9 protein-coding genes are annotated in these 13,998 nt (G+C 44.7%); 6 read left to right on the top strand and 3 right to left on the bottom strand.

Going from position 1 to position 13,998, the window contains the following annotated elements:
• Positions 1 to 54 precede the first annotated feature (54 nt).
• The 3 genes from ctpB (at position 55) to M1D69_RS03460 (ending at position 3,510) form a co-directional block, all read left to right on the top strand.
• Entirely contained in the window at positions 55 to 1,497 is a 1,443-nt protein-coding gene (gene ctpB / locus M1D69_RS03450) for a carboxy-terminal processing protease CtpB (protein ID WP_458104571.1), read from the top strand.
• A 384-nt stretch (positions 1,498 to 1,881) separates the two neighbouring features.
• On the top strand, positions 1,882 to 2,235 hold the full coding sequence (gene swrA / locus M1D69_RS03455) for a swarming motility protein SwrAA (RefSeq protein ID WP_015251121.1): 354 nt from the start codon (positions 1,882 to 1,884) through the stop codon (positions 2,233 to 2,235).
• Between the two features lie 78 nt (positions 2,236 to 2,313).
• Positions 2,314 to 3,510, top strand: coding sequence for a PDZ domain-containing protein (locus M1D69_RS03460; protein ID WP_458104570.1), 1,197 nt, complete (start codon positions 2,314 to 2,316; stop codon positions 3,508 to 3,510).
• A gap of 46 nt (positions 3,511 to 3,556) precedes the next feature.
• Here the strand turns inward: M1D69_RS03460 and M1D69_RS03465 are convergent, their stop codons facing one another.
• The 3 genes from M1D69_RS03465 to M1D69_RS03475 all read right to left on the bottom strand — a co-directional run bounded on the left by M1D69_RS03465 (position 3,557) and on the right by M1D69_RS03475 (position 8,063).
• Positions 3,557 to 4,891: an MFS transporter gene (locus M1D69_RS03465; RefSeq protein WP_458104569.1), complete on the bottom strand. Its 1,335-nt coding sequence runs from the start codon at positions 4,889 to 4,891 to the stop codon at positions 3,557 to 3,559.
• Positions 4,892 to 4,921: 30 nt separating this feature from the next.
• On the bottom strand, positions 4,922 to 5,491 hold the full coding sequence (locus M1D69_RS03470; RefSeq protein ID WP_458104568.1) for a TetR/AcrR family transcriptional regulator: 570 nt from the start codon (positions 5,489 to 5,491) through the stop codon (positions 4,922 to 4,924).
• A 76-nt stretch (positions 5,492 to 5,567) separates the two neighbouring features.
• Positions 5,568 to 8,063, bottom strand: coding sequence for a PEP/pyruvate-binding domain-containing protein (locus M1D69_RS03475; RefSeq protein ID WP_458104567.1), 2,496 nt, complete (start codon positions 8,061 to 8,063; stop codon positions 5,568 to 5,570).
• 615 nt (positions 8,064 to 8,678) lie between these two features.
• On the opposite strand from M1D69_RS03475, the gene M1D69_RS03480 reads away from it, so the two are divergent.
• From M1D69_RS03480 to uvrA, 3 genes are all read left to right on the top strand, one after another.
• Positions 8,679 to 8,909 carry a DUF2198 family protein gene (locus tag M1D69_RS03480; RefSeq protein ID WP_458104566.1) on the top strand — a complete coding sequence of 77 codons (231 nt, stop codon included), beginning with the start codon at positions 8,679 to 8,681 and terminating at the stop codon, positions 8,907 to 8,909.
• A gap of 182 nt (positions 8,910 to 9,091) precedes the next feature.
• The gene (gene uvrB / locus M1D69_RS03485; RefSeq protein ID WP_010332039.1) at positions 9,092 to 11,077 is read left to right on the top strand and encodes an excinuclease ABC subunit UvrB; all 1,986 of its coding nucleotides are present in this window, start codon (positions 9,092 to 9,094) and stop codon (positions 11,075 to 11,077) included.
• A gap of 7 nt (positions 11,078 to 11,084) precedes the next feature.
• Positions 11,085 to 13,958, top strand: coding sequence for an excinuclease ABC subunit UvrA (gene uvrA, locus M1D69_RS03490; RefSeq protein ID WP_458104565.1), 2,874 nt, complete (start codon positions 11,085 to 11,087; stop codon positions 13,956 to 13,958).
• Positions 13,959 to 13,998 lie beyond the last annotated feature (40 nt).

A 13,998-nucleotide genomic window follows, 5' to 3' on the forward strand; every position in this document is an offset into this window, starting at 1 on the left:
ATATACTATCTCTAGGTTTTGCAAAGACAGTCTGGCATACAGGAGGAGTAAAGGATGAATCAAAAAATAATCGCTGTGATTGCGGCGGGGAGCATGCTGTTCGGAGGCGCCGGCGTATATGCGGGAATGAACCTGCTGGAAGCCGAAAAGCCGGAAGCCGCAGCTGTTGCCGCAACGGCTCAAGCTGACTCTGATCGGGCTGCAGCTATGGATAAAATTGAAAAAGCATATGAATTGATTTCGAATGAATATGTAGAAAAGGTTGATAGAGAAAAGCTGCTTGAAGGAGCCATTCAAGGGATGCTGTCTACATTAAACGATCCTTATTCCGTCTATATGGACAAGCAGACGGCAAAGCAATTTTCTGACTCTCTTGATTCCTCTTTCGAAGGCATCGGGGCTGAGGTTGGAGTGGAAGAAGGCAAAATCATTATTGTGTCGCCATTTAAACAATCTCCTGCGGAAAAAGCCGGGCTGAAGCCGAATGATGAAATCATCAGTATTGATGGAGAATCGATGGCGGGCAAGGATTTAAATGACGCTGTCTTAAAAATAAGAGGAAAGAAAGGTTCCAGCGTGTCAATAAAGATTCAGCGGCCCGGGACGAAGAAGCAATTGTCATTCCGCATTAAGAGAGCTGAAATTCCGCTTGAAACGGTGTTTGCTTCAGAGAAAAAAGTGCAGGGGCATTCTGTCGGGTATATCGCCATTTCTACTTTTTCTGAGCATACTGCGAAGGATTTTGCAAAAGCATTGGGCAAGCTCGAGAAAAAAGGAATTGAAGGACTCGTGCTGGATGTTCGAGGAAACCCGGGAGGTTATCTTCAAAGTGTTGAAGAGATTCTTAAGCATTTCATTACAAAGGATCAGCCGTACATTCAGATTGCTGAACGCAATGGAGATAGAAAACGTTATTTTTCAACATTGACCCATAAAAAAACATACCCTGTCAATGTCATCACAGATAAGGGGAGCGCCTCTGCCTCCGAAATTCTTGCAGGCGCATTAAAAGAAGCGGGACATTATGATGTTGTAGGTGACACGTCGTTCGGAAAGGGAACTGTTCAACAAGCTGTACCGATGGGAGACGGCAGCAATATAAAACTGACGCTTTACAAGTGGCTGACGCCAAACGGGAACTGGATTCATAAGAAGGGTGTTAAACCGACCATTGCGATGAAGCAGCCTGATTATTTCTCCGCAGGTCCATTGCAGCTCAAGGAGCCTCTTAAAGCTGATATGAACAATGAAGACGTGAAACATGCACAGGTTTTGCTGAAAGGACTCAGTTTTGATCCGGGTCGGGAAGACGGCTATTTCAGCAAAGAAATGAAAAAAGCGGTTTTGGCCTTTCAGGATCAAAACAAGCTCGCAAAAACGGGTGTGATTGACAATCGCACCGCGGAGAAAATAAATCATTTAATTGAAATGAAAAAATCAGATGAAAAAAATGATTTGCAGCTTCAAACGGCGCTTAAATCATTATTTGTCAACTAAAGGAGATGGTGTTCCATCTCCTGTTTCTTTGTACTTAATGAATGAATAATCCATAAGTCACATAAAAATTGAGTTTTTGACAAGATATTAAAAAATTTTTCACAAATAAACATTTATAAAGGACCGAGATTACCCGATATCAATATATGAGAGAGACTTTCTAACGAGAAAATATGCATTTAAAATGAAACTTTTGCAAGTTGCCTAGTCGTTGTTTACTTCATACAATATAAGAAGGTTCTAAAAAGAACAGTAATCAGGTTTATGGCAGCTGAACTACAGGTATTTAAAAGAGAAACGTTAGCGAGAATGCTTGTTAGCACTCCAGTACTGCTGCTTATACTGGCCCGTGCTTATCTGTACAAAGAAAATGGGGGTTCACAATTGAAGAGGGCAAGTATTGTGCGTGAAAAAAAATATTATGAATTAGTGGAACAATTAAAAGACAGAACACAAGACGTAACATTTTCAGCTACAAAAGCACTAAGTCTTCTTATGCTGTTTAGCAGGTACCTAGTGAATTACACAAATGTTGAATCGGTCAATGACATTAATGAAGAATGTGCCAAGCATTATTTTAATTACTTAATGAAAAACCATAAACGATTAGGAATCAACCTGACAGATATAAAGAGGTCGATGCACCTGATCAGCGGGTTATTGGACGTTGATGTAAACCATTATTTAAAGGATTTTTCACTATCGAATGTCACGCTCTGGATGACGCAAGAGAGATAAACCCTCCTGAGGATATCCAAGCCATTTAATATTTGATAGAATATGAGTAACATGTTTGGCTTGAGGCGGTGAAAGATAGTGTCTGTTCAATGGGGATTTGAACTGTTAAAAAGTGCGGGCCTGTTCTTTTTGCACCCGCTATTCTGGTTTTTTGTCATTGTAAGTCTGGCTTTCGGATATGTAAGGATCAAGCGTGAGCGAAAAACCTTTCATACAAGAATAGCAGACATTTATGATGAAATGAAATTTACATATACAAAAGGGTTAATTCCCGGTATCCTTTTGTCTATTGTTTTAGGGGTACTCGGAATTTCTATTCCTCTCGGTATGCTTGCGATTATTGCCGTTATGACTGCAGCGGCAGCGCTCACTCTTCGCGCAAACTGGATGTCTGCTGCATATATCGTCAGTGTGAGTATGCTGATAGGTTTTGGACTGCAAGTGAATCAGGCTGAACCTTTTCTGGATCGGTTTCCGCAAGGCTATGCGGTCGTGTGGCCGGCCCTGGCGGTATTTTTGGGTTTATTGGTTATCGCGGAAGGAGCGGTTGCATATCGTTCTGCCCATGTGAAAACATCACCGGGATTGGTCGTCAGCAGCCGCGGTTTGCCGATCGGTCAGCAGCTTGCAAACCGTATATGGCTTTTGCCGCTGTTTATTCTTGTACCTGGCAATGGATTAGAATCACACCTCAGCTGGTGGCCTGTGTTTTCTGTTCCCGGAGGGTCATTCCATTTTCTGTGGATCCCTTACTTTGTCGGATTCGGCCAAAGGGTGCAGGGTTCCCTTCCTGAAACCAGTATAAGAATCACAGCGAAGCGAGTCTGTATACTCGGGCTTATTGTCTCCGCTCTCGGTGCTGCGAGTTTGCTGTGGACGCCGCTTGCGGGTGCAGCTGTCTGTGCGGCTGTATTAGGACGTATTTTTCTGTCTGTGAAGCAAAGGGTAAACGACAATGCAGCTCCGTTTTATTTCTCCAAGCGTGATCAAGGCTTAATGGTGCTTGGCATTATACCAAATACACCGGCTGAAGACTTGGAATTAAAAATCGGAGAAATTATTACGAAAGTCAACGGCGTGCCCGTTAAGCACGTATCTGATTTTTATGAAGCGCTCCAGCGCAACCGTGCGTATGTGAAGCTTGAAATTATCGGTCTGAACGGGGAGATTCGCTTTGATCAGCGTGCGTCTTATGAGGGAGAACATCATGAATTGGGCATTCTGTTCGTAAAGGATGACCGTGAAGATGAGGCAGCCGCTTTGCCTGGATCATAAAAAACAGCCTGACACCACATTTTGTGTGGCGCCGGGCTGTTTTGTTTTACGCTGAATTTTGTTCCATGCGTGCCGTTTCGTCAGATTTGATGCCTAACGAAACAAAAACACCAATGATGGATACCGCGAAGAGAATAATAAATAACGTGTGATACCCAGAAATCAGGCCAATTAAGGCTGACGAAATAATGCTTCCGAAATAACGGAAGGTCGAGAAAATGCCGGAAGCTACTCCGGACATCGAGGGTTCTACTGTGGCAAGGGATGACACCTGCATGCTGGTCAGTCCGACTCCGGATGCAAGCCCTCCGAGAATAAGAGAGATCATCAGGAAGAAAACGGAATGGGAGCTGCTCAAGAGCAAAAATAACAAATTGGCTCCGGCCATCATCGCAAATGAGAGAAATATGATTTTTTTCGCACCCCATTTATGATGGAGCTGAGCGCCTGCCCAATTGCTCGCCGACATAAATATCGAAAAGACGGAAAGCGCCATGCCGCTGTTAGATGTATTAAGCCCAAACTGGTTTGTCATGAATAACGGCATAATCAATAAGACGGCATACATCATTAGATTGCTTAACAAGACGGATAGATTGGCATTTGTAAAGGTTGAGCTTTTAAATAGCGCAAAATCAATGATTGGGTGCTGTGTGCGTTTTTCCCGTCTGAAAAAAAGCGGGACAAAAAGCAGTATCAATATGCTGTATAATGCATAGCCCCATGAAGACTCATTTTTCGTCAGCAGGATAATCGAAACGATGCTGCCTGCCAGCAAGAGAGAGCCGATGATATCCAGCGGCGCCTCTGATTTGTTTTCTTTATATTGAGGAAACATGGTCAATGCTGTAAATAAAGCAATGGCAAGAAACGGGATGTTGACCCAAAAAATTGAATGCCAGCTGAAGCTGTCAATCAGCATAGAGCCGATGAAAGGTCCGAGTGCTGCCCCAAGTCCTGCGCCAAGTCCGAAAAATCCAAACACTTTCGGAAGGCGTTTTTCAGAAACAACGTGACGGATAATGGCAATGCTGTTTGGCGTAAGCAGTGCGCCGCCGACAGCCTGCAATGCCCGAAATACAATTAACAAAAACAGGCTCGGCGATAGAGCGCAGCCTAATGAAGCAATCAGAAACAGGCCGACGCCCCATAAGTACATGGTTTTATTGCCGTACATGTCACCGAGTTTTCCGGCTATTGGCTGTGTGACGGCCATGACGATTAAATAAACGGTAACCACCCAAGTGATGCTTGCGATGGATTCGTTATACGTATGTGATATAGATGAAAGCGCGACCGCGATCATCGTTGAGTTAATGGGAACCAGGATGGCCCCCAATAATAGCGAGACGATCAGCGCCCATTCTTTTCTTGAGCTCATTGGGATCCTCCTTTTTGTTATGCCAAGGAGTTAATCAGCAGAAATTCCTTTGACAAATAGAGCGGTGCTATGCTCCAGCATTTTTTCCTGGGGCATTGAAATCACTCTGTCTCCTAAATGAAGACGGTGTACAAAGTAACCGAAAATCATCGAAATAAATACATCGGCATGTTCCGATTCATCTCCTGTCTGGATAGCCCCTTTCTCACCCATGCTTGTGAGATAATCAACTAAAAGCTGTTTCATAGATTGGGGATATTCAGTCACATGGTCGATGACATCCTGAAACATGGCCGGTTCACGAAAGCTGATTTTAATTATATCTTTTCTTTGTTCAAGCTCTTCCAGCAGACAGGTTCCGATATGCAGCAGGTCTTTATACAAATCACCCTCTGTTTGCTCAAAGATGCGATTTCGATTTGCAGAATGCTGAGAAAGCAGAGCCTCGACAAGCCCCTGTTTGTTTTTAAAATTCCTGAAAATCGTTGCTTCACTTACGTTTGCTTTTTCTGCAATTTCTTTTGTCGTCGTTGCACGATATCCTTTTTTGACGAGCAGCTGCATGGCAGCGTCAAGGATTCTGCGGTTTGTCGGTCTCAATACATTTCACCTCACGAATATACTGGCAGGACAAGTATACACCTGCCCCGCTTGTATAATAAAGAGGGTGGGCGCATCAGGACCGGCTGACAACTGTGATTTTGCCGCTGTTTCCGTCTACAGTGACGATGTCTCCATCTCGAAGCCTTTCTGTCGCTGCACGTGTGCCGAGAACAGCGGGAATGCCGTATTCCCGTGCGATAATCGCTGCGTGAGACAAGATTCCTCCGGTGTCTGTAATAATGGCTTTGGCATCTTGAAACAGGCTGGTCCATAGCGGTGTCGTCATTTTGCAAACCAGGATGTCTCCAGGCGCAAATCGAGAAAACTCACTGGCATCCCGAATCAATTTAACCGGCCCTGTTGCGATACCGCTTGATGCTGCAATTCCAAAAATGTCATTCTCCGTGTTTTTTTCATCTTCTATGACAGCACCGACAATTTCTTCAGCCGCTTTCAGCTGCGCTTTTGTCGGTGTACCGAGATAAGCAGGCGCCTGTGCCAGCTCATACTCATGAAAGATTTGTCTCCGTTTTTCAGCCTTCTCTTGAAGGGATACGGGATGAAGGAGCGCGTTTTCCACCTCGTCATCATATAAGAACCAAAGGTCTTCTCGATCTCGGATCACACCGCTTTTGGCCAGCAATTCTCCTACCTTCAGCAAAAAGACCCTCGCCTTGGCATCCAGCATAGCATCAATGTAAAAATGATGATCATCCTTAATATTGGACGAATTCAGCGTCCATTGATAATAACGTTCAAATTCTTTCTGCAAAGCGGAATCCTCAATGCTTTGCAAGAATTCATTGTACAACTTCTCACGTTTTTCAATGGTCTTCTTAAATTCGTTGTCAAAATGATAGCCATTGCGGACGTAGTTTTGAATATGAGTCAATGCGTAATATGGATTCTCTGTCCAAGTCTGTTCAATCAGATCGTGGCTTTTTACAGATCTCCATCCGTATTCCTGTAAAAATGCATTGACTTTTTGCAGGAAACGTCTGCCCTCGTCGATTTGTTCTAATGTCTTCTGCAGCTGTTGGGGCTCGGTATGCTCAAAAATGGCTGTCAGACTCGGATTTTCTCGTGTTTCAACGGAGAATTGCCATAGGCGGCGGTCTGTTTCCAGCGATTTGTTCATGACTCCTGTCAGCATTTCATAAAAATGTGAGTTTTCAGCTTCACCCTGAATGTTTTGATACATTGCTTGCAGTTTGTTCGTCAACAGAATTTGCGGGAAAACGATATTGAAGTGTTCCTCATAGGCCGTGAGATAAAAGGCCTTCAGTTTTTTAAAGGCCTCCAGCGCACTTTCCGGAGTGTGTTCCGTTTGTGCGAGTTGATCCAGCTTCCTGTAAAACGGGAGGTATGTGTGATTGATGATGTCATACATACGCTCCGATAATATCGGAAAAAGCTCTTTGCCGCAGTCTTCAGAAGGTGGCTGCTGTCCGCCTTGGTTTTTGGAATAAATGTGCCCGCGATAAAGTTTTACTTCGTCAACAACTACGCCAATCGGGAACTTTTGCATGCTCTTCTTCAAGCCGTATTCCAATGCTGGCACAATGAACGATGAAAATAACGGACTCACCGGACCTTCAATATTTGACTCCATGTTGAGCCAGAAATCATTCATATCAGCGTCTGTAATCATGAAGCTGCGTTCTTCTTCTGCCGCTTTTTTGTCCTGTTCAATGGTTGTAATTGGGCGGGCCTGCAGAAGGTATACTTGATGAGCAGCGATCCCGAATTCTAAATCAACAGGATATCCGTATAGGTCTTCGGTTTTTTTGGTGATTTCAGTCAGCTCAATTACCTGTTCATCTGTAAGGCAAAAACGGCTGCGCATGTCTTCACTCGTTTCTTTTTCGGCAATGCCTTCTGCTGCGGACTCCATATAGATCTCTTTTAAACCCATTTCTTTCTGAATCTCAAATGAAGCTTTATGAACGATATACGTGTCAGGAGTGACACTTCCTGATACGACCGCTTCTCCCAGGCCGTAGCTGGCGCTGATTAATAACTCTCTATCATCATGGGTAACGGGATTTTGGCTGAAAATCACACCCGATATTTCTGAATTGATCAGGCCCTGCACCACAACACCCATTAACGGCTCTGCGATTTGATTGTTCATTTTCTTCTTATAGCGGCTGACCCTGCCTGAGAAAAAGGAGGCCCAGCATTCTTTCACCTTAGCCAGAAATTCTTCTTCTGTTTTTATATTTAAATAGGTTTCATATTGACCGGCGAATGAAGCGCCCTCTAAATCTTCTGAAGCTGATGAAGAGCGGACGGCCACGGAACGATATGATTCTCTCAGCTCGTAAAAGGAGCTCGTCAGGTCATTCTTTAGCTCATCTGAAAATGCTCCGGCAATAATGGCATTTTCGCTACTTTCGCTTGAATCATGAAGCTGATTATCCTCCATAAAACGGGAGAGAGCATTCGTTTGAATGATAAACCCATCTGGGACAGGAAGTCCGTGTTTGGTCAGTTTAATCAAATTCATGCCTTTTGCTCCAGCCAGCTGACTGGATTCTTCAGCTTGGCGAAATAACACAGAGTACATGTTTAAAACCCCTCTTTCCTTAGTATTTTTCTCTCTATCTTTTATTTTTGGGAGCCAATGTTCAAAAAATGATAGTGAACACTATCACTCAATTGTAGGTTTAAAGGAAAATGCTGTCAAACGCAAAAAGTCCTAAATAAAATGAATATTTAAGTTAGTTAGATGATCATGAAAAATAAAACTGAAGCGGGTCTGTTTGCTTATTTTTTCGTATTCGCAAATCGTTTCACTGAGCTTTCAGATCACTGTTGGCCAAACTTCCTTTATTAAACGAGACTTAATACCTATCTTCCTGTTGATTTGACAATCAGTACAGTTTCAGCTCCCATTCAGACACCTAAATCAATTTTTCTTTATATTTGACCGCCTGCCGGTGATCTATTATTTTATGATGAACATGTATTCTGTCCGGGTTGAATAGCTGGATTTGGGTCTTGCAAAAACTCGGACGAGGCATCTGTCTATCTATAAGAAGAGAGTTTTGCGGCAGGGCACGATGATTGAATTGAACTGAAAAAGGGTATGGTGTATAAAGAGGGAACCATTGCACGATTGTCCGATTCTTCATTTTTTACTATAATCAAATCAGATGAAGAATCCCTGAGGAGGGTTTTTGTGATTACAAAAGCCGTTTTTGCAATATTTTTCCCTTTTATGCTTGTCGTCCTATTTACGAGAGTGACCTTTAACCATTACGTGGCGATCGCTCTTACAGCTGCATTGCTGTTTGCTTCTTATTTAAAAGGCTATACAGAAACGTATTTTATTGTAGGATTAGATGTTGTCTCTCTTGTGGCCGGCGGACTTTACATGGCCAAAAAAGCTGCTGAGAAAAAAGAAGAATAAACCGGACATAATGAATATAAAGATGAATTCCTGCTTTTACGTTTTAAAAGCAGGTTTTTTATACATGAAAATAGCTGGAAATAAAAAACCACCGAACTTTAGTTCGTATTTTTGGTGATTTTGCTTTCCATTGTGTTACTATATCTATAGGAAGATTTCGTTAAAGAAACGGAGGCTTATTTGTGAAAGATCGCTTTGAGTTAGTCTCAAAATACCAGCCCCAGGGAGATCAGCCGAAAGCCATTGAAAAGCTTGTCAAAGGCATTCAGGAGGGCAAGAAGCATCAGACTCTGCTGGGTGCAACAGGAACGGGCAAAACATTTACGGTGTCCAATTTGATTAAAGAAGTCAATAAGCCGACACTCGTCATTGCCCATAACAAAACCCTTGCCGGACAGCTTTACAGCGAGTTTAAGGAATTTTTTCCGAACAACGCTGTCGAGTATTTTGTCAGCTACTATGATTATTATCAGCCGGAGGCGTATGTGCCTCAAACGGATACATTTATAGAGAAAGATGCCAGCATTAATGATGAAATTGATAAACTCAGACACTCCGCTACATCGTCTCTGTTTGAACGGAGAGATGTGATTATCATTGCAAGTGTGTCTTGTATTTACGGTCTCGGTTCGCCTGAAGAATACCGTGAAATGGTTGTGTCATTGCGTCCTGAAATGGAAATTGAGCGCAACGAGCTGCTTAGAAAGCTTGTTGACATTCAATATGCCCGCAACGATATTGATTTTCAGCGCGGTACGTTTCGTGTGCGCGGAGATGTAGTGGAAATTTTCCCGGCATCCCGTGATGAACACTGTGTAAGAGTCGAGTTTTTCGGAGATGAAATTGAACGGATCAGGGAAGTGGACGCCCTGACCGGAGAAATTTTAGGCGACCGTGAACATATCGCGATTTTCCCGGCATCCCACTTCGTTACGCGGGCCGAAAAAATGGAAAAAGCGATTCAAAATATCGAGAAGGAGCTTGAGGAGCAGCTGAAGGTCATGCATGAAAACGGCAAGCTTCTGGAAGCGCAGCGCTTAGAGCAGCGGACGAGATATGATCTTGAAATGATGCGGGAAATGGGCTTCTGCTCCGGCATTGAGAACTATTCAAGACATTTGACGCTTCGCCCGCCGGGTTCAACGCCGTATACGCTTCTCGATTATTTTCCTGACGATTTTATGATTGTGGTGGATGAGTCGCACGTGACGATTCCTCAGGTGCGCGGCATGTTTAACGGAGACCAGGCGAGAAAGCAGGTGCTTGTGGATCACGGATTCCGTCTTCCGTCAGCGCTTGATAACCGCCCGCTCCGTTTTGAAGAATTTGAAAAGCATATGCACAATATCGTCTATGTGTCAGCAACACCAGGGCCATATGAGATTGAGCATACCGATGAAATGATAGAGCAGATCATCCGTCCGACAGGGCTTCTTGACCCGCTTATTGACGTGCGGCCGATTGAAGGGCAGATTGATGATTTAATCGGTGAAATTCATGCGAGAGTTGAACGGAATGAACGGGTGCTTGTGACGACTTTGACGAAGAAGATGTCAGAGGACCTGACCGATTATTTAAAAGAAATCGGCATCAAAGTTAATTATCTGCATTCAGAAATTAAGACGCTTGAACGGATCGAAATTATCCGTGATTTGCGTCTCGGCAAGCATGATGTGCTCATTGGCATTAACCTCCTGAGAGAGGGGCTTGATATTCCGGAAGTATCCCTGGTTGCGATTTTGGATGCGGATAAGGAAGGCTTCCTGCGTTCGGAGCGTTCGCTTATTCAGACGATCGGACGGGCGGCGAGGAACGCGGAAGGCCGTGTCATCATGTACGCCGATAAAATGACGAAGTCTATGGAAATTGCAATTAATGAAACGAAACGCCGTCGCGAGCAGCAGGAGCGGTTTAACGAAGAGCACGGTATTACGCCGCAAACGATTAATAAAGAAATTCGTGACGTGATTCGTGCGACTGTGGCTGCTGAGGACAAAGCGGAGTATAAAACAAAAGCTGCGCCGAAGCTGTCGAAAATGACGAAGAAAGAGCGTCAAAAAGTCGTCGAACAAATGGAGCACGAAATGAAGGAAGCCGCCAAGGCGCTTGACTTTGAAAGAGCCGCGGAGCTTCGCGATTTACTTTTAGAGCTAAAAGCGGAAGGATGATGAAAGAATGGCTATGGATCGGATTGAGGTGAAGGGAGCAAGGGCGCACAACCTGAAAAATATTGATGTGACCATTCCGAGAGATCAGCTTGTTGTTGTTACAGGACTGTCTGGATCAGGGAAATCCTCCCTTGCCTTTGATACCATATATGCAGAAGGACAGAGACGATATGTTGAGTCGTTATCCGCCTATGCCCGCCAGTTTTTAGGGCAAATGGATAAGCCTGATGTCGATGCGATTGAAGGGCTTTCTCCTGCCATCAGCATTGACCAGAAAACAACGAGTCGAAACCCGAGATCTACTGTCGGTACGGTAACGGAAATTTATGATTATCTGCGTCTTTTGTATGCGAGAGTAGGAAAGCCGCATTGCCCGGAGCACGGAATCGAAATCACGTCACAGACCATTGAGCAGATGGTGGACAGGATTTTGGAATATCCGGAGCGGACGAAGCTTCAGGTGCTGGCGCCGATTGTGTCCGGCAGAAAAGGCGCTCATGTAAAGGTGCTTGAGCAGATCAGAAAACAAGGCTATGTCAGAGTCAGAATTGACGGCGAGATGGCCGAGCTCTCTGATGAGATCGAATTAGAAAAGAATAAAAAACATTCAATTGAGGTTGTCATTGACCGGATTGTGGTAAAAGAAGGCGTAGCAGCCCGTCTGTCGGATTCATTGGAGACAGCGCTTCGATTAGGTGAAGGGCGTGTCATGATTGATGTAATCGGTGAGGAAGAGCTAATGTTCAGTGAGCATCATGCCTGTCCGCATTGCGGATTTTCAATCGGTGAACTTGAGCCGCGGCTTTTTTCATTCAACAGCCCATTCGGAGCGTGTCCAACGTGTGACGGTCTCGGTATGAAGCTCGAAGTTGATGCAGATCTTGTTATTCCCAACCAAGACTTGTCATTGAAAGAGAATGCAATTGCCCCTTGGACGCCGATCAGCTCACAATATTATCCGCAGCTTCTTGAAGCGGTCTGCACCCATTACGGCATTGATATGGATGTGCCGGTAAAGGATCTGCCGAAGCATCAGCTGGATAAAGTCCTTTATGGAAGCGGAGATGACCTGATTTATTTCCGTTACGAAAATGATTTCGGGCAAATACGCGAAGGTGAAATCCAATTTGAAGGCGTATTGCGCAACATTGAAAGACGCTACAAGGAGACAGGCTCGGATTTCATCCGTGAGCAGATGGAGCAATATATGTCCCAAAAGGCTTGTCCGACTTGCAAAGGGTATCGGTTAAAGAAAGAGGCGCTTGCGGTACTGGTCGACGGACGTCACATCGGAAAAATTACCGAGCTTTCTGTCGGAAATGCCCTTGATTTCTTCAAAGACCTTACTCTTTCTGAAAAGGATATGAAGATTGCCGATCTGATTTTCCGGGAAATTGTAGAGCGTTTAAGCTTTCTGGATAAAGTCGGACTTGATTATCTGACACTGAGCCGGGCAGCGGGAACATTGTCCGGGGGAGAGGCGCAGCGGATCAGGCTGGCCACTCAAATCGGTTCGCGGTTATCCGGTGTGCTTTATATTTTAGATGAGCCATCAATTGGTCTCCACCAGCGTGATAACGACCGTTTAATCAGCGCGCTGAAAAACATGAGAGACCTGGGGAACACACTGATCGTCGTAGAACATGATGAGGATACGATGATGGCAGCGGATTATTTAATTGATATCGGCCCGGGTGCCGGCATTCACGGCGGACAGGTTATTTCCGCGGGGACTCCGGAAGAAGTCATGGCAGATCAAGATTCGTTAACCGGCAGCTACTTATCAGGGAAGAAATTTATCCCGCTGCCTCCCGAAAGAAGAAAACCGGACGGCCGCTATATTGAGATTAAAGGCGCTTCAGAAAACAATCTGAAAAAGGCAAATGCCAAGTTTCCGCTAGGGACGTTTACAGCGGTTACGGGTGTATCAGGATCGGGGAAAAGCACCCTCGTCAATGAAATACTTCACAAGGCATTAGCGCAAAAGCTTCATAAAGCAAAAGCGAAGCCGGGCAGCCATAAAGAAATCAAAGGCCTCGAACATTTAGACAAAGTCATTGATATCGATCAGGCGCCGATCGGAAGAACGCCGCGGTCAAATCCTGCGACATACACCGGTGTTTTTGATGATATTCGCGATGTGTTCGCACAGACAAATGAAGCGAAAGTCCGCGGCTATAAAAAAGGCCGTTTCAGTTTTAACGTGAAGGGCGGCCGATGTGAAGCCTGCCGCGGTGACGGGATTATAAAAATTGAAATGCACTTTCTTCCTGACGTATACGTGCCATGTGAAGTGTGCCACGGCAAACGCTACAACCGGGAAACGCTTGAAGTGACGTACAAAGGAAAAAGCATTTCTGATGTGCTTGATATGACGGTCGAAGATGCTCTTTCTTTCTTTGAAAATATCCCGAAAATTAAGCGCAAGCTTCAAACCCTGCACGATGTTGGTCTAGGTTATATTACGCTCGGCCAGCCGGCGACTACTTTGTCGGGCGGTGAAGCGCAGCGGGTAAAACTTGCATCCGAACTGCATAAACGCTCAACCGGGCGCACGCTGTACATTTTAGATGAACCGACAACAGGTCTGCACGTCGACGATATCGCCAGACTTCTAGTCGTGCTTCAGCGGTTGGTTGATAATGGGGATACAGTGCTTGTCATTGAGCATAATCTTGATATCATCAAGACGGCTGATTATATTGTTGATCTGGGGCCCGAAGGCGGAGCCGGAGGCGGCACCATTGTCGCGTCGGGAACACCGGAGGAAATCACTGAAGTCGAAGAGTCGTATACAGGGCGTTATTTGAAGCCTGTTATGGAGCGTGACAAAAAACGCATGAAGTCACTCTTGGAAGCGAAAGAAACTGCAACATCTTAAAACCCTCTTTTCAGAGGGTTTTCACTTTTCTTTGCAGTAT

The sequence above is a fragment of the Bacillus sp. PK3-037 genome, from assembly GCF_054161355.1.